Here is a 15,530-nt window from a genome sequence, read left to right as displayed (position 1 = left end):
CCCGGAAGTGTGGTTCGGGAGTATGTGCGTCATGCGGTGGTCGTTGTCACAGGCGGGTGGTCAGACAGGCGGTGTGCCGAGCATCGTGCCGAGTGCGTTCCTCGCGCTGGCCCTCATGGCTTCCGCAGGCCTGCCCGGCCTCGCGCCGCGCGCCAAGGAACCGCCGCCGCTCCGACTCATGGCCATGACGGAGGTGCAGCAAAGCAACGGCGGCCATTTCATCACCAAGGCCGACATCAACGGACAGGATATCGATGTGCTGGTCGACACTGGCGCCTCGGCCGTGGCGCTTTCCTACCAGGATGCGGAAAAGGCGGGGCTGAAGCCGCACTCGCTCGACTATACCGTCAAGGTCCTGACCGCCAACGGCGAGGGAACCGCCGCGCGCGTCAAACTGCGCCACGTGATGATCGACAACGTGAAGGTGCGTGACGTCGATGCCCTCGTCCTCAAGGAAGGGGCGATGAATGGCACCCTGCTGGGCATGTCGTTCCTCTCCCGGCTGAAGAGCTTCACGGTGACCGACGGCGTTCTGCTGCTCAAGAACTGAGCACGAAGCCGCCGCAACGTGACGCTTCGCAACCTCATCATGCCGCATTGAGGCTTTGCGGGCGGGCGAACCGTCTTACATTTGACAGATGGACGACACTGCATTCCCAGGCGTGGAGAGCCCCTGCGTCAAGGTCTGTGTCCTTGACCCCGAAACCGGCTTTTGCATCGGTTGCGGCCGCACACGCGGCGAAATCGGCAGCTGGCTGGGCTATTCCCCCGAGGAGCGCCGGACCGTGATGACGGACCTGCCCACACGCGTCGCCACCCTCACCCAACGCAAGTCCCGCCGTGGAGGCCGCCGCGGGCGTCTGGGCGAAACGGCCTGATCGCGGTTTTCGACCGGCCTGCCGCTACGCCGCCTCGGCCACGCGGGCGGCTTGTTCATCGACGGCGGCGAGGGCCTTGCGAACAACATCAACCCCTGCGCCGTGACGCCCGCCCTCCGTGGAGAGAATCTGCCGCCAGATGCGTCCTCCCGGCTGGGCGTGATAGAGGCCGAGCATGTGCCGGGTGATGCGGTGCAAGGGCTGCGCTTCGCCCATCTGCTGTTCCATGTAGGGCAGCATCGCCTCCACGGCATCGCGGCGGGCCAGAGCCGGTGCAGATTGATCCGTGTACAGATGATCGACGGATGCGAGTTGCCACGGGTCCTGGTAGGCAGCACGGCCCAGCATCACGCCGTCGACATGCTCAAGATGCGCAAGTGACTCCGCCACGGAACTGATGCCGCCATTGATGTGGATGGCGAGGTCGGGCCGCGACTGTTTCAGCCGATAGACGCGGGCGTAGTTGAGCGGTGGAATTTCGCGGTTTTCCTTGGGTGACAAACCCTGCAGCCATGCCTTGCGGGCATGGACGATGAAGGTGCTGCAGCCCGCTGCTGCGACAGTCTCAACGAAGCGCTGGAGGTCTTCGTCTTCATCCTGCTGATCAATGCCGATGCGGCACTTGACCGTGACGGGAATGGAGACGGCGGCGCGCATGGCCGCCACACCCTCGGCCACAAGATGCGGCTCCGCCATCAGGCAGGCGCCGAAGTTTCCGCCCTGCACGCGGTCCGACGGGCAGCCGCAGTTCAGGTTGATCTCGCGGTAGCCCCAGTCTTCGCCCACCTTCGCCGCCTCGGCCAAGATCGCTGGTTCGCTGCCGCCCAATTGCAGGACGAGCGGCTGTTCGCGCGCATCGAAGCCGAGGAGCTTCGCGCGGTCGCCATGCTTCACCGCCCGCGCCGTCACCATCTCGGTGTAGAGAACGGCACTGCGCGTGAGGACGCGATGGAACACCCGGCAATGCCGGTCCGTCCAGTCCATCATGGGGGCGACGGAGAAGGTCTTGCCGCGTGTGCCGGATGCTGTCGGGTGTTGGTTCATGGCGAGCACTTAGCGCGGACGGGGATGCGGCTCAATGTGGAAAGACCTGGAGCGAACACGGGGCAGGTCAAACCGGAATCAGCCGCTCGCGTCGAGCGAGATGACTGGGGTGCTCTGGCGGCTGACGAGCTTGTAACCGAGGTTCATCACCTTGCGTTCCTTGACCGATGTACCGTTGAGAAGGCGCAAGGTCTGTTCGGCGGCGAGCTTTCCCGTTTCGTAGCGATGCGTGGCGATGGACGAAAGTGAAGGCGAGGCAAACGCCGCGAACTCGAGGTCGTGAAAGCCGAGAATGGCAATGTCGTCGGGTATCCGCAGGCCAAAGCGGCGGCATTCCTGCATGGCACCCAGCGCCAGGTTGTCGTCGATGCAGAACACGGCTTCCGGAAACGGGCCATCGGCAAATTGGCCCATGATGCGGGCTCCAAGTGCCACGGAGCTCGGCTGCGTGAGGAATTTCACCAGACCTGCCGTCGTATGGCCTGCGTCCGCCATGGCATGCTCGTAACCCGTATGCCGTTCTGCCGCGCGCTCGTCCCGGATGCCGAAGATGAACCCGACGCGGCGAAAGCCGGCCTTGAGCAAGGCCCGCGTTGCGTCATGGCCGGCCCGCACCTGATCAAGGCCGATATTGATGCCGATGGGATCCTCTGCAATCTGGAAGGTCTCGATGACGGGGATGCGCGACCGAACCAACATCTGGCGTGTCGTCTCCGTGTGATTCACGCCCACAATGATCATTGCCTCAACGCGTTGACCAAGAAGAGTGCGCACCGCCCGTTCCTCTTCCTCCTGGGAGTAGCGGCTGTTGACCACGACGATCTGGAATCCCATGGGCAGGAAGACCTCGTGCAGGGCCTGGAGGTATTCCGAGAAGATCACATTGTAGAGTGTGGGCACGATGACGCCGATGGCGTGGCTGCGGGCGGAGGCGAGTCGGCTGGCCGCCACATCAGGCACGTAGCCCAGTTTCCTGACAGCGCGGTCAATCCTCAGCCGCAATTCCTCGGACACCATCTGCGGATTGCGGATGGCGCGGGAGACAGTGATGGGACTGACGCGTGCCAGCCGCGCAACGTCGTCCAAGGTGGATTTCCTGCGGATAATTGCCGTTCTCCCCGTCCCGCCATTCAATCCGCTATCACGGAAATGTGCGGCTTTCCGAGTATGGCACGTCTGTGAGAGCAGTTCAATTGACAGCGCTGTCATCTCTGCTAACGTGACTGAACCGCACAGACCACCCCGTGCACTTTCGAGGTGCGGCATTGAAACAAAATGGTTCTTGGAAAAGGACAGGGAGGAACTCGCATGAAAACGTCAACTTATCTCCGCCCGCTGCTGGCGGCGGCCGCCACGGCGGCGCTATGGGCCGCAGCGATGCCAGCCGCGCAGGCTGCCGAGGTCGTGAGCGGACCGGCAACGGATCCCACCTGCATGGTGCCATGGTCGGCCGACACGAAGTTCTACCAGTTCCCGAAGAAGGAAGGCCCGTACCGGGTCGCACTTGCCAATGGCTACATCGCCAACACCTGGCGCATCCAGATGATCCAAACCGCGAAGGCGTATGCGGCGCAGCCTGAAGTTGCGGCGAAGCTGAAGGAGTTCAAGGTGGTTTCCACCGGCGAAGATGTGCCGGCGCAAATCTCCGCCATCAACAACTTCATCGATGCCGGCTATGACGCCATTGTCGTGAATGCGCAGAACCCGACGGCCTTCGGACCCGTCATCAAGCGCGCCAAGGAAGCGGGCGTGGTGCTCGTCGCCTTCGACAACATCCTCGACACGCAGGACGCCATCAACGTGAACGTGGACCAGAAAGGCCTCGGCGTGCTGTGGGCGAATTGGCTCATCGGCCACTTGCCCAATGGCGGCAAGGTCCTGGAAGTGCGCGGCGTTGCCGGCACCTCGGTTGATACCGACCGCCACAACGGCATCCACGAGACGCTGGATGCTTCCGGCAAGACGTGGAACGTGACAGAAGTGGTGGGCAAGTGGGATGACGGCGTGGCACAGAAAGTGAGCGCCGACGCAATCGCCACCAACGGCCCCTTTGATGGCATTACGGCGCAAGGCGGTGACACCGGCGTTGTGCAGGCGATGATGGACGCGAAGCACGCCTTCGTGCCCTTCGGCGGTGAAACCGAAAACGGATTTCGCAAGTTCTGCGCCAAATATGCGGGCGAGGGCCTGAAGTGTTCGTCTGCCGGCACCGGGCCCGCACAGGTCGCGGTGGCAATCAAGGTGGCGATTGCTGCCCTTGAAGGACAGGTGGTTCCGCAATCCGTGAAGCTCCCCACGGCAATTGTGGAAGACCCGAACTTCAAGGAAGGCGAAGACTACTATCCCGACCAGTCCGACAACTTCTTCGTCGGCAATGCCTTCCCCACCTGCGGCATCAACTTCACGGCGCAGGAAATCATGGGGCAGACGAAAGAAAACCAGTAGGCCCTCTTGCCACCTCGGCTGCCGCGGGCAAACCTGCCCGCGGTATCTTTGTCTGTGACCCAATAGGCACCGCATGAGCCAGCAACAACCCCTGCTCACCATGAAAGGCATCACCAAGCGCTATGGTGGCGTGCTGGCCTTGAGCAACGCGGACCTCGAGATCATGCCGGGGCGCATTCATGCCGTGCTCGGCGAAAATGGTGCCGGAAAATCGACTCTCATCAAGGTGATGGCGGGCGTCGTGAGGCCGGATGAAGGCCACATGGCGCTGGCCGGACATGACGTCTCCTTTGCAACACCGGCTGCGGCCAACGCCGCCGGTATCGTGTGCGTGTTCCAGGAACTGTCGCTCATCCCGGATTTGTCCGTGGCGGACAACATCGTCATCAGCCAACCGCCGACACGCGCGGGCGTCATCAACCGGACGGAGCAGCGGCGGATCGCCGAGCAGGCGCTTGCCGATGCGGGCGCCAGCGACATTCATCCTTCGGCGCTGGTGCGGGACCTGCCCCTGTCCCGGCGGCAGATCGTCGAAATTGCCAAGGCCCTGGCGCGCAAGCCGAAGGTGCTGATCCTCGACGAAGCCACGTCGGCCCTGACAGCTGCGGATGTGCAAAAAGTGTTCGCCGTTATCAAGCGCTTGCGCAACGAGGGCAAGGCCATCGTCTACATTTCGCACCGTATGCACGAGATCGCCGAATTGGCAGACGACTGCACCGTGTTTCGCAACGGGCGGAAAATCTCCACCTTCACGGCGGGCAGCAAGACGGATTCCGAGGTCGTCGAGTTGATGATCGGCCGCGAATACAAGAACGTGTTTCCGCCAAAGGGCGAGATTGCGCTGACGGGCGCGCCGGCGATTGCCTGCCGGCACCTCTCGTGGGCGGGGCGTCTCAACGACATCAGCCTGTCGGTCCATCCCGGTGAAGTGGTGGGGCTGGGCGGCCTCGACGGACAGGGCCAGCGCGAATTGCTGCTGGCGCTGTTCGGCGTGCTGCGCGGTGTTTCAGGCAAGGTGGAGCGCGATGGATTGCCAGCGTCGATCCGCGATCCTTCGCGTGCCCGACTGTCACAATCGGGCATGGCGCTCATTCCGGAGGATCGCAAGACGGAAGGGCTCATGCTGCCGATGAGCATCGGCGACAACCTGTGCCTCTCGGCGCTGGACCGTGTCTCCTCTCGGTGCGTGCTGGACCGCGGCGCGGTGGCGCGAAAGATCAAGGAGATGATCGACCTGTTGCAGATCAAGGTGGCAAGTCCTGATCTTCCGGTGTCTTCGCTCTCCGGCGGAAACCAGCAGAAGGTCGTCATCGCCAAATGGCTGATGAACGAACCGCGCGTCGTCCTGCTCAACGATCCCACACGCGGCATCGACGTGGGCACGAAGCAGGAAATCTACGCCCTGCTCCGCCGCCTTGCGGACAGCGGCGTAGCCATTCTTTTCTATTCGACTGATTATGACGAGCTGATCGGCTGCTGTGACCGCGTCATGGTGATGTATGGCGGGGCCATCGTGCGGGAACTGGCAGGCGAGGCAATCACGGAACATGCGCTCGTCGCCAGTGCGCTCAACATCAACGAAGGTGCGGTGCATGGTTGAGTGGCGATACTGGTTTGCCGAAAACAGGAACACGCTGCTTGCGGTGCTGATGTTCGTGGTGATGTTCGCGATCTATGCCGGCAATCATCCCGCGGGCTTCACCGCCAACGTGGTACAGACGGCGGCCAACAAGGCCACGCTGCTGGCTTTCGTTGCCATGGCACAAGCCCTCGTCATCATCACTTCGGGCATTGACCTGTCGGTGGGCATGGTGCTGACGCTGGCCAACTGCGTTGCCTCGTGGATCGTGGTTGGCACAGGCCTTGAAACGACGTTCGGCATTCTCGGCGTGCTGGCCACCGGTGCGCTGTGCGGTGCGGTGAACGGCCTCATCGTCATCTTCGGGCGGTTGCAGCCCATTGTCACCACCATCGCCACCGGCGCCATGTTCTACGGCATCGCGCTGTTCCTCCGGCCCTTCCCCGGCGGATCGGTGAACGAGACGCTGGCCGATTTCATGACGGGCAAGGCCTTCAGCTTCTTTCCCATGAGCTTCGTGGCGCTGGGCGCGGTGGTGCTGGTGATCTGGGTACCATACAGCCGCTCCGTCATCGGGCGCGCGGCCTATGCGGCGGGTTCATCTGAATCCGCAGCCTACATGTCGGGCATGCCGGTGAAGCTTGCCAAGTTCACGGCTTATGTACTGTCGGGTTTGCTGGCGGCGGTCGGCGGGCTGTACCTCACCTTCTTTTCGTATACGGGCGAGGCCGCCTATGCGAGCGGCAACACCTACACGCTCTTCTCCATCGCGGCCGTTGTGCTGGGTGGCGTCTCGCTGATGGGCGGGCGCGGCAGTGCCATCGGCGCAATCTTCGGCGCGCTGGCATTTCGCACCATTGGCGACCTGTTGTTTGTCTTTGACTTCGACCCGCTGTGGCAGCCCCTGTTCCAGGGCATGGTGCTGCTGTTCGCCGTGAGCATCAGCGCCTTCGGTCTCTTCCGCGTGCGCAACAAGCTGGATTGGTTCCCATGACCGACGCTGCCCCCGTTCTTGAACGCATGATGCCGCAGGCGTTGCGCCGCTTCGATCCGGCCGTGGTCATCGCTTTCGGCTGCATTCTCGTGTTGCTGCTGGTGGGAGCACTCTATTCGCCGAGTTTCCTGTCGCCCGCCTATCTGCTGCAACAGTTGAAGGTCGCGTCCTTCCTCGGTGTCATCGCCACGGGCATGATGATCGTCATCCTGCTCGGGCAGATCGACCTGTCGGTGCCGTGGGTCGTGACAGTGGGGGCCATGATGGCCTGCGCGGCCGCGAGTTATGGCGAGGTGGGCAGCGCGCTGGCCATTCCCTTCGGCATCCTGTGTGGCGCATTGGTGGGGCTGGCGAACGGCTTTGCCACGGCCTACCTGCGCATCCCGTCGATGATCATCACGCTTGCCACGAATGCGGTCGCCCAGGGCCTCATGGTTGTCTACACGGGCGGATTTTCTCCGCAGGATTCAGCCACACCCGCCATGCGTTTCGTCGCCACGGGCGAGATCATTCCGTTTGTGCCGAACAGCGTGCTGGCGTGGCTGGCGGTTGGCGCGGCAGCGGTGTTCCTGCTGACGCGCACCACGTTCGGTCTTTCGGTTTATGGCATCGGCAACCGCGAAAAGGCGGCGTTCCTCTCAGGCATCAACACGCGGCGCGTTGTCATGCTGGCCTTCGTGATCTCCGGAGCGCTGAGTGCTTTCGGTGGCGTGCTGCTGGCGGGCTATGCCTCCAAGGCGGCGCAATCCATGGGCGATGCCTACCTGCTTCCCGCCATTGCCGCCGTGGTGCTGGGCGGAACCCACGTGCTGGGTGGGCGGGGCTCCTATTTCGGCACGGTCGCGGGCGTGATCCTCATCACGCTGCTGCAATCCATCCTTTCCGTGATGCAGATGGAAGAGGCGGGACGGCAACTCATCTTCGGCGCTGTTATCGTCGCCATGCTGCTGCTGTACGGGCGGCAGAAGGCCGTGTGATTTTTCAGGTAAGGCCGTCGCGCAGGCGCACGAAATAATCATCGCGGCCCACCTGCCCGCCTTTCAGGGCAATTTCCAGGCGGGCGAATTGCGGATTGGCGGAATGCGTGCGGCACAGTGGCGAACCCGGCGATTCCGGCAGGGGCAGGCGTGTCGACAAGGCAAAGATGTCGAGTTGTCCCAGTGCATGACTGGAAGAGTCCCCGCCTGCCACGATGGCGCGGCGGAGGCCGTTGCGCTGCAGGATATCGCGGAGAATCACTCCCAGCCCCACGCCGATGTTTTCGCGTCCGCCGGGAATGGCATCCAGGGCGCCGCGCAAGTCGGTGGAGGGTCCGGCCGCCGTATGTACCAAGGGGCTCCGTCCTGCGCCGAGAGAGCGCAAGGCAGCATGAACAGCGGAGGCGATCACCGACGGCTCGCGGCGGGCCAGCGCGAGTGTATCAATGGCGAGAAGATCGAAACCGTGCGCGCCCGCGTATTTGATCTGGCGTTCAGTGGTGGGTGAGACGCTACCGGAGACGACGGCCACTTGAGACAGCGGTTCGAGCGGTGCGAACGATGCGCTGCCCGGAACGTCGGCCGACCCCTCCAGCGCTTTCATCAGCGCATATTCCACGCCCGAAGATCCCGCCACGAAGGGAAGTGCGCCTTCGGGCAGAGACAACAGCCAATCGCCTGCGGCGCGCTGCGTGGCCGCGTCATGGACATCAAACAGCACGATACCCGCAGTTGGCTCATGATTGGCGAGTGTCACAGTTTGCGCGGTCTGGCGGCCCAGGTGAATGCGCAGGTCTGCTTCCGTCATGGGTGTCACGGGATGGCGGCTCATGACCGGGTGGCGGTCGATGCGAAAGGTCTCGCCCTGGTAGCCGGCAAAGAGGTTGCCAGCGAAGGTGTAGCGCCGAAGCTGCGGCGCGCCGACGATCAGGGGGATGGTCGCCTGCGAGAAGCAGGATGCGCCGACGTCGATGGCGCGGCCGATGCTGCCCACCTGCGGACTCGAGTCAAACGTCGAGCACACCTTGTAGTGACAGAAGCGTGCCTGCAGCGATTTGAGCCAGGCGTAGATGCCGGGAAGATGTGTATCCATCCACTCCGGCGATTGGCTGCGGCTGATGCCTGCGAGCCCGATGGCCTGATAGGAATCGGCCTCAAGCGCTTCCGCCGCCGAGGGGAGGCGCGTGTAGAGCAGGGTCTTCACGCCGTGTATCGCCAGTGCCTCCATCACATCGGTGGAGCCGGTGAAATCATCGCCGTAGTAGGTCAACAGTTTTGCAGGTGCGGGCATCAGGCCCCCTTGCCACTGGCGAAGGTGGCGATGGATTGCGCCAGTTCGACGTGGTCGCGGGCATAGATGTCAAGCGGAATGCCTGCGACCGCGGCTTCCCAGGCTTGCCGCACGGCCTTCACCCCCGCCCCTGCACCACCGGGATGGGAGACAATGCCACCGCCGCAAAGATACATGAGGTCTTGCGTGCGGCCTGTGCGTTCATAGGTGTCCGGGGCCTGCCCGCCCCATTGGCCGGACCCCGCTACAGGGAGCGGGCAATCGGCAGGCGAGAACAGCGGCGTGGTGACAGCCTTGAAACTTGCAACGAAGCTGTCGTCCGGTTCCCAGTATTTCACGCGGATGCCATTGATCTGGAACTGGTCCACGCCGAGGAGCCGCCAGAACTGCTGCCAGACCTGGAAATCCATGCCGAGCCCGGGATGGCGCGTCAGCACGTCCCAGCCGTTGCGGTGGGCGTGCAGCACAAGGCCGGAGCGCCTGCGCAGGAAGGCCATGGCGCCGAAGCCGATGGAGTTGATGTTGATGACGGCGCAGTTGCCGCCGTGTTTCAGCACGAGGTCGTGGTTGCGCATCATCTCGTCGGGGTCCGTGGCCGAGATGCCCCAGGCGTACATGACCTTCTTGCCAGTCTTCTGTTCGCGCTCCAGGATGAGTGGCATGATGGCTTTGACGCGATCTTCCAGTGGCGAATAGGAAGGCGACATCAGCTTCTCGTCGTCCTTGACGAAATCCACATCCGCCGCGATCACATCCTTCACAAGTTCTGCCGTCTCATCCGGGCGCAGACCCAGCGCCGGCTTGATGATGGTGCCGATGATGGGGCGGCCCTGCACGCCCGTGAGCCTGCGCGAACCCGCCACGCCGAACTGCGGGCCGGGCCAGGCTTTGCCGAAGGCATCGGGGAGTTTCATGCCGACAATGCGAATGCCGGTGAAGCCCTTGATGGAATAGACGCCGCCGATGGCGATGGTCATGAGCGCCGCAAGATCGGTGCCGATGGCGTCAAAGGGAAAGGCGATGTCCGCCTCGGCGCGGTTGAAAGGCCCCTGTTCGACGGTGGGATAGGACGGCTGGGATGCGGGCGGCAGCGGACGCAAGGCCACCACGCGCGCCGCTACGCGGTTCTTCAGTTCCTCGGTTTCGCCGGGCACGGGCACGAAGGTGCCGGTGGATTGGTCGGACGCAATTTTCGCCGCCAGCTTTTCCGGACTGCCTGCTGTCTCGATCAGGTAGGTGAGGGTGATGAAAGACTGGTTTCTCGTCATGACGGAATGATGGTATCACGTGTTGTCAATGAAATGCACAGAGGCTTGGTCCCGTGGACACGACTGAACATATCGCCAAGCGAAAGCTGTCCGACGAGGTCTTTGAGCGCCTGAAGCGGATGCTGGTGGAAGGCGAGAAGACGCCGGGCAGCCTGATGCCTTCCGAGCGTGAGCTGATGGCCCGCTTCGGTGTCGGCCGTCCGGCCATCCGCGAGGCGATGCAGCATCTCGAATCCATGGGGCTTGTGGAAATCAATCACGGTGAGCGGGCGCGGGTTCTGGAACTCACGCCGCAATCGCTGATGCGTCAGGTGGACCAATCCGCCCGCATCATGCTGTCCATGTCGGCGGATTCGCTGGAACACCTCAAGGCCGCGCGCATCTTCTTCGAACGGGGCATGGCGCGCGAGGCCGCACAACGCGCCACCGATGAAGACTTGAAAGTGTTGCGCGCCACGCTGGATGAGCAGCGCCGCTTCCTGGGCGATGCGGACCAGTTCATTGCCGCCGACATGCGCTTCCATACGCAGATCGCGGCCATCTCGCGCAATCCCATCTTCACGGCGGTGAGCGAGGCGATGCTGGGCTGGCTCAAGACCTATCACGGCGAAATGCTGATCTGGACGGGCAAGGAAAAATATACCCTGGCCGAGCACGAGGAAATCATCTCGCACCTTGCCGCCAATGATCCGGATGCGGCGGAGGCGGCCATGGTGAAACACCTTGAGCGGTCCCGGGCGCTTTACGTGGCACTCCCGCACGGCGCGATCAGCCCAGCAGCGCGCTGAGCGGAACGGTGCGTTTTTCCGCCGCTGACTGATAAACCGCCTCGACCAAGGCAAAGGTCTTGAGATTGTCACGGCCGGAGGTCTGCGGTTCGCTGCCCGCCCGCAGGCAATCGACCCAGTGCTGCTCGATCAGCGAGACGCTTTCCTGGATGTTGTGCCACGGCCGTGAAGCCCAGGGCAGCAGCGGTGGCGAGACATCCTCGTGGCGTGTACCGGCGGGCGAGGTGACTGCCAGTCTGTAGCCCTGCCCCAGACGCAGGCTTCCCCGGCTGCCGTCGATCTCGATCAGCGTTTCCGGGAAGGCTTCCCTTTCAAGGCGCGTGGCATACGAACAATCGACGATGGAGGCGACACCATTGCCATGGTCCAACAGGATGGTGGCCACGTCTTCGCCCTTGATGCCGGGATTGATCCTTGTGATGCGGGCGCTGACATTCTGGGCATCGCCGAGCAGAAAGCGCGCCACATCGAGTGCGTGAATGCCGAGGTCTTCCACAATGAAGCGTTCGCCTTCCGCCAGATAAGGCTGGCCCGAAAACACGTCATAGGCCGAACGGAACGACACGCGGCCCCAGAAGACATCGCCGATCTCGCCTGACGCGATCACCCGCTTCACCTGCTGGATGGCGGACTGCCAGCGGAAGTTCTCGTGCACCATCAATGGCACGCCCGCCTTGTCGCAGGCGGCGACGATGGCTTTTGCATCGGCGAGAGTGGGCGCGAATGGTTTCTGGCAGATGACGGCCTTGCCGTGGGATGCAGCCAGTTCCGCCAGCATGCGGTGGGAGGGCGCGGTGGTGGCGATGTCGACGAAATCAATATCCTCCCGCGCCAGCATCTGGGCGGCGTCGCGATAGCGGGCGACAATGCCGAACTGGTCGCCCACCGTGTTCAGGCGCTCCTCCGAGCGGTCACAGATGGCGACGATCTCGGCGCCCGCCGCATCCCGCCACCCGTGCAGATGATTGACGGCGAAGAAGCCGCAACCGATGAGCGCGCCTCGCAAATTCTTCATGGTTCAACCCGCCTTTGCCATCTGCATCAATGCCACCCGCTGCTGCAGGCGGCGCTGCGCCTGATCAATCACGACGGCGAAGATGATGACAAGGCCCTTGATGACCATCTGCCAGAACGTGCTGACGCCCATCATCACGAGGCCATCGGAAAGAATGCCGATCACGAACGCGCCAATGATGGTGCCGCCCACCGTTCCCCGGCCACCCGACATGGAGGTGCCCCCCAGAACAGCGGCGGCGATGGCATTCAGTTCGAAACTTTCGCCCGTGGCCGGATGGGCCGCCATCAGTTCGGACGAGATGATGATGCCGACGATTGCCGCGCAGAAGCCGGAAAACATGTAGACCGCCATCTTCACGCGGTTGACGCGCACGCCCGACATGCGGGCCGCCCTCTCGTTGCCACCAACGGCGAAGACGTGGCGGCCGAGGGGCGTGAAGCGCGCCACGTAAGCCGCCGCCAGTGCCAGAATGATGAGGGCCCACACCGACATGGGCAGCCCCAGTGCGCGCGTGGTGCCAATCCAGCCGAAGCCCTGCGTGCCAAGTTCCGCATTGCCCACAAGGTTCGGAAATGTGGCGCCGCCCGAGAGAAGAAGCCCTGCCCCGCGCGCAACGTAGAGGGTGCCCAGCGTTGCAATGAAGGGGGCCACATTGAGCCTTGTGATGAGAAGTCCGTTGATGATGCCGATGCCGACGCCCACCGCCAGCGTGATCAGTACCACTTCGACAACGTTGAAATAGACCGTCCAGCCACCCGGCAGATCAATGCCATTGAGGATGAGCCCCCCCGCCACCATGCCGCAGAGGCCGACGATTGATCCCACCGACAGGTCGATGCCGCCGGTGATGATGACGAAGGTCATGCCCATGGCGAGGAATGCGTTGAGCGCCACGTGCTTTGACATGAGCACGAAGTTGGCGGAACTCAGGAAGTTCGGCGCGAAGATGGAGAAGAAGATCAGCACCACGAAAAGCGCAATGAAGGTGCGGAGCTTCATGATGGCCAGCAGCAGCGAGCCTTTTTCCGTTTGCCGCGTGGCCATGGTCATGCTGCCCTTGCTTTCTTGTGGCCGACCATGGAGGCCGTCACGATATCTGTTTCGGTGATGGATGCGCGGTCATGGATTGCCACCATACGGCCATTGCTCATGACGCCGATGCGGTCGGAGAGCGCCATCACCTCGTCGAGGTCGGAGGTGACGAAGACGATGCCGATGCCGTCTGCAGCGAGTTTCCGCATGGTGCGGAACACATCGGCCTTGGCCCCCACATCGATGCCGCGGCTCGGTTCATCCATCAGGAGAACCTTGGGCCGCGTCATCAGGGCCTTGCCAATCACGACCTTCTGCTGGTTGCCGCCGGACAGGGAGGATACATCGAAGTCCGTGCGCGGGGCCTTGATGGAGAGCTTCTGCACCGCATCCGCAACTTCTGCGGCTTCGTCCGCCGGGCGCAGATGAAAAATTCTCGCGAGGCGGCGCAGCGATGACAGCGTGAGGTTGGAGGCGATGGAGAGGATGGTGACGAGGCCGTCGCGCTGCCGGTCTTCCGGAATGAGACTCAGTCCGGCGGCGATGCGTGCGGCCGTATCGGCTCGGTCGACATTGGCACCCGCGACCTCGACATGCCCCTGCGCCTGCGGATGGCGGCCCACGATGCATTCCAGCAATTCGCTGCGGCCTGCGCCCATCAAGCCGTAGATGCCGAAGATTTCGCCCGCCCTCACGTCGAAACTCACATGGTCAACCGCCAAACCGCCGGTCGTCCGCGGGAGCATGATGTCCGTGCAGGTGAGCACGGGCGCTCCGAATGCGTGGGCCGCCGGCTTGGAAAAATCCTTGGCGTCGGAGCCGATCATCTGGCGCACGATCCAGCGCGTATCGACGTTGGCCATGCGCTCGCTTCCCGTGACGGCTCCATCGCGCAGGACCGTGATATAATCCCCGATGCGAATGAGTTCTTCCAGCCGGTGCGAGATGTAGACGATGGCGACGCCCTGTTTCTTCAGGTCTGCAATCACGCGGAACAGCACGTCCACCTCAGCCGCGCTCAGTGCCGAGGTCGGCTCGTCGAAGATGATGATGCGGGAATTGAGAGAGACCGCCTTGGCAATCTCCACCAGCTGCTGCTGGCCGATCATCAGATCCTCCACCAGCATATCGGGGCGGATGCCAGCCTCCAGACGGTCGAGGATCTGGAGCGCGCGGCTCTCCTGCCGGGCATGGTCGATGTGAATTGCGGCGCGGGTGATTTCCCGCGACATGAAAATGTTCTCGGCGACGGTGAGGTTGCCCAGCAGGTTCAGTTCCTGGAACACCATGCTGATGCCCTTGGCCTCGGCATCAGCGGGACGGTTGAAATGGACGTCCTGTCCATCAAGCAGGATCCGGCCCAGCGTTGGCTGTTCCACGCCCGCGATGATCTTCATCATGGTGGACTTGCCTGCGCCGTTCTCGCCCACGAGGACGGTGACAGCGCCCTTGCGAATGTCGATGGAGGCGTGCTTCAGCGCCACGGTGCCGGAATAGACCTTGGTCACGTCCTCAAGGCGGAGAATGACATCACCCTCGCCTGCGCTCATGGCGTGACCTCGATTGTGAGTGGCGTGACCAGCGGCAAGGCCGCTCCGGCGGGCAAGGGAAATGCGCCCAGCACCTGAGCCTGCTTTCCCACCAGGTTCTCGCGCGGCACTGTGTTCAGCACCTTGCCATTCAGGTGCGTGTTGAAGGCCTTGCCGAACTGGGCAAAATCAATCTGATTGGTAAAGTCGTTGAAGTTCACGAAGTCGAGGGAGTCGCGGATCGCCGTACCGCGGATGACCGGGCCGATCTGCACCTGCGCGTCGGCTGAACCGTCACCATTGGTGTCCACGTCAATCAGGGCGGCGCGCGATTGCGTGTTGGCCGCAACGATCTTGCCGCTGATGGTGCTGAGGAGAGTCCAGGGGGCGCTGCCGCCTTTCTCCCTGAATCCGTACTTTGCCCCGGCGGCATCGGCGTTGGCCGTGATCGCGGCGGTCACATCGGCGAAGTTTCCGGCTTTCGCCTTGGCATAGGGCAGGACTTTCGTCTCCCACATCCCTGCCACCTTGCTGTCAAAGCCCTTGTCGGATGCTTCAGCGGAATTGTTGGATGCCTGCTTGTGCTTTTCGGCCGTCGGCACGAACTTGCATCCGGCGAGGACAAGGCAGGCCAGAAGCACGGCAAGGGGTCTCGTCATCGTCACCATCATCATCACATGCAGCCTT

15 protein-coding genes are annotated in these 15,530 nt (G+C 62.9%); 7 read left to right on the top strand and 8 right to left on the bottom strand.

Translation table 11 applies throughout. The features are described from left to right. Positions 1 to 31: 31 nt before the first annotated feature. Positions 32 to 550 carry a TIGR02281 family clan AA aspartic protease gene (locus tag IPM06_10280; protein ID MBK8770803.1) on the top strand — a complete coding sequence of 173 codons (519 nt, stop codon included), beginning with the start codon at positions 32 to 34 and terminating at the stop codon, positions 548 to 550. Positions 551 to 638: 88 nt separating this feature from the next. Further along, the gene (locus tag IPM06_10275; GenBank protein MBK8770802.1) at positions 639 to 878 is read left to right on the top strand and encodes a DUF1289 domain-containing protein; all 240 of its coding nucleotides are present in this window, start codon (positions 639 to 641) and stop codon (positions 876 to 878) included. Between the two features lie 24 nt (positions 879 to 902). On the opposite strand, the gene dusA is transcribed toward IPM06_10275, so the two are convergent. Both dusA and IPM06_10265 read right to left on the bottom strand, forming a co-directional pair. Beyond that, on the bottom strand, positions 903 to 1,922 hold the full coding sequence (dusA, locus tag IPM06_10270) for a tRNA dihydrouridine(20/20a) synthase DusA (protein ID MBK8770801.1): 1,020 nt from the start codon (positions 1,920 to 1,922) through the stop codon (positions 903 to 905). A gap of 78 nt (positions 1,923 to 2,000) precedes the next feature. Next, a complete protein-coding gene (locus IPM06_10265; GenBank protein MBK8770800.1) occupies positions 2,001 to 3,131 on the bottom strand; it encodes a LacI family DNA-binding transcriptional regulator in 1,131 nt (376 codons plus the stop codon). A gap of 99 nt (positions 3,132 to 3,230) precedes the next feature. On the opposite strand from IPM06_10265, the gene IPM06_10260 reads away from it, so the two are divergent. The 4 genes from IPM06_10260 (at position 3,231) to IPM06_10245 (ending at position 7,917) form a co-directional block, all read left to right on the top strand. After that, positions 3,231 to 4,367, top strand: a complete 1,137-nt coding sequence (locus tag IPM06_10260) for an ABC transporter substrate-binding protein (GenBank protein MBK8770799.1) — start codon at positions 3,231 to 3,233, stop codon at positions 4,365 to 4,367. A 73-nt stretch (positions 4,368 to 4,440) separates the two neighbouring features. Next, positions 4,441 to 5,967, top strand: a complete 1,527-nt coding sequence (locus IPM06_10255; protein MBK8770798.1) for a sugar ABC transporter ATP-binding protein — start codon at positions 4,441 to 4,443, stop codon at positions 5,965 to 5,967. Further along, positions 5,960 to 6,940: an ABC transporter permease gene (locus IPM06_10250; GenBank protein MBK8770797.1), complete on the top strand. Its 981-nt coding sequence runs from the start codon at positions 5,960 to 5,962 to the stop codon at positions 6,938 to 6,940. The genes IPM06_10255 and IPM06_10250 overlap by 8 nt, the downstream gene beginning before the upstream one ends. Next, a complete protein-coding gene (locus tag IPM06_10245) occupies positions 6,937 to 7,917 on the top strand; it encodes an ABC transporter permease (protein ID MBK8770796.1) in 981 nt (326 codons plus the stop codon). Before IPM06_10250 ends, IPM06_10245 begins: the two co-directional genes overlap by 4 nt. Positions 7,918 to 7,921: 4 nt before the next feature. On the opposite strand, the gene IPM06_10240 is transcribed toward IPM06_10245, so the two are convergent. Both IPM06_10240 and IPM06_10235 read right to left on the bottom strand, forming a co-directional pair. Next, entirely contained in the window at positions 7,922 to 9,208 is a 1,287-nt protein-coding gene (locus IPM06_10240) for a four-carbon acid sugar kinase family protein (GenBank protein MBK8770795.1), read from the bottom strand. Further along, positions 9,208 to 10,476, bottom strand: a complete 1,269-nt coding sequence (locus IPM06_10235; GenBank protein MBK8770794.1) for a ribulose-bisphosphate carboxylase large subunit family protein — start codon at positions 10,474 to 10,476, stop codon at positions 9,208 to 9,210. Before IPM06_10235 ends, IPM06_10240 begins: the two co-directional genes overlap by 1 nt. Positions 10,477 to 10,529: 53 nt before the next feature. Here IPM06_10235 and IPM06_10230 point away from each other — a divergent pair, with 53 nt between their 5' ends. Further along, on the top strand, positions 10,530 to 11,264 hold the full coding sequence (locus IPM06_10230) for a transcriptional regulator NanR (protein ID MBK8770793.1): 735 nt from the start codon (positions 10,530 to 10,532) through the stop codon (positions 11,262 to 11,264). On the opposite strand, the gene IPM06_10225 is transcribed toward IPM06_10230, so the two are convergent. From IPM06_10225 to IPM06_10210, 4 genes are read right to left on the bottom strand one after another with little or no spacing between them, the layout of a single operon-like run. Continuing rightward, positions 11,245 to 12,279: a Gfo/Idh/MocA family oxidoreductase gene (locus tag IPM06_10225; protein ID MBK8770792.1), complete on the bottom strand. Its 1,035-nt coding sequence runs from the start codon at positions 12,277 to 12,279 to the stop codon at positions 11,245 to 11,247. The genes IPM06_10230 and IPM06_10225 overlap by 20 nt on opposite strands. Before the next feature lie 3 nt (positions 12,280 to 12,282). Further along, positions 12,283 to 13,332 (bottom strand): ABC transporter permease, encoded by a 1,050-nt coding sequence (locus IPM06_10220; GenBank protein ID MBK8770791.1) that lies wholly within the window; start codon positions 13,330 to 13,332, stop codon positions 12,283 to 12,285. Further along, the gene (locus IPM06_10215) at positions 13,329 to 14,864 is read right to left on the bottom strand and encodes a sugar ABC transporter ATP-binding protein (GenBank protein ID MBK8770790.1); all 1,536 of its coding nucleotides are present in this window, start codon (positions 14,862 to 14,864) and stop codon (positions 13,329 to 13,331) included. Before IPM06_10215 ends, IPM06_10220 begins: the two co-directional genes overlap by 4 nt. Further along, positions 14,861 to 15,514 (bottom strand): DUF2291 family protein, encoded by a 654-nt coding sequence (locus tag IPM06_10210; GenBank protein ID MBK8770789.1) that lies wholly within the window; start codon positions 15,512 to 15,514, stop codon positions 14,861 to 14,863. The genes IPM06_10215 and IPM06_10210 overlap by 4 nt, the downstream gene beginning before the upstream one ends. Positions 15,515 to 15,530: the final 16 nt, after the last annotated feature.

The sequence above is a fragment of the Hyphomicrobiales bacterium genome (genome assembly GCA_016710435.1).
Lineage (GTDB): Bacteria > Pseudomonadota > Alphaproteobacteria > Rhizobiales > Aestuariivirgaceae > Aestuariivirga.
The sequence above is the reverse complement of the archived record's forward strand: the minus strand, read 5'-3'. Positions and strand labels throughout refer to the sequence as shown.

Coding starts and splice junctions, on each gene's coding strand:
- IPM06_10210 (MBK8770789.1), bottom strand. CDS start 15,514: ATGATGGTGACGATGACGAGACCCCTTGCCGTGCTTCTGGCCTGCCTT.
- IPM06_10280 (MBK8770803.1), top strand. CDS start 32: ATGCGGTGGTCGTTGTCACAGGCGGGTGGTCAGACAGGCGGTGTGCCG.
- IPM06_10265 (MBK8770800.1), bottom strand. CDS start 3,131: ATGACAGCGCTGTCAATTGAACTGCTCTCACAGACGTGCCATACTCGG.
- IPM06_10240 (MBK8770795.1), bottom strand. CDS start 9,208: ATGCCCGCACCTGCAAAACTGTTGACCTACTACGGCGATGATTTCACC.
- IPM06_10275 (MBK8770802.1), top strand. CDS start 639: ATGGACGACACTGCATTCCCAGGCGTGGAGAGCCCCTGCGTCAAGGTC.
- IPM06_10225 (MBK8770792.1), bottom strand. CDS start 12,279: ATGAAGAATTTGCGAGGCGCGCTCATCGGTTGCGGCTTCTTCGCCGTC.
- IPM06_10215 (MBK8770790.1), bottom strand. CDS start 14,864: ATGAGCGCAGGCGAGGGTGATGTCATTCTCCGCCTTGAGGACGTGACC.
- IPM06_10235 (MBK8770794.1), bottom strand. CDS start 10,476: ATGACGAGAAACCAGTCTTTCATCACCCTCACCTACCTGATCGAGACA.
- IPM06_10220 (MBK8770791.1), bottom strand. CDS start 13,332: ATGACCATGGCCACGCGGCAAACGGAAAAAGGCTCGCTGCTGCTGGCC.
- IPM06_10250 (MBK8770797.1), top strand. CDS start 5,960: ATGGTTGAGTGGCGATACTGGTTTGCCGAAAACAGGAACACGCTGCTT.
- dusA (MBK8770801.1), bottom strand. CDS start 1,922: ATGAACCAACACCCGACAGCATCCGGCACACGCGGCAAGACCTTCTCC.
- IPM06_10255 (MBK8770798.1), top strand. CDS start 4,441: ATGAGCCAGCAACAACCCCTGCTCACCATGAAAGGCATCACCAAGCGC.
- IPM06_10245 (MBK8770796.1), top strand. CDS start 6,937: ATGACCGACGCTGCCCCCGTTCTTGAACGCATGATGCCGCAGGCGTTG.
- IPM06_10260 (MBK8770799.1), top strand. CDS start 3,231: ATGAAAACGTCAACTTATCTCCGCCCGCTGCTGGCGGCGGCCGCCACG.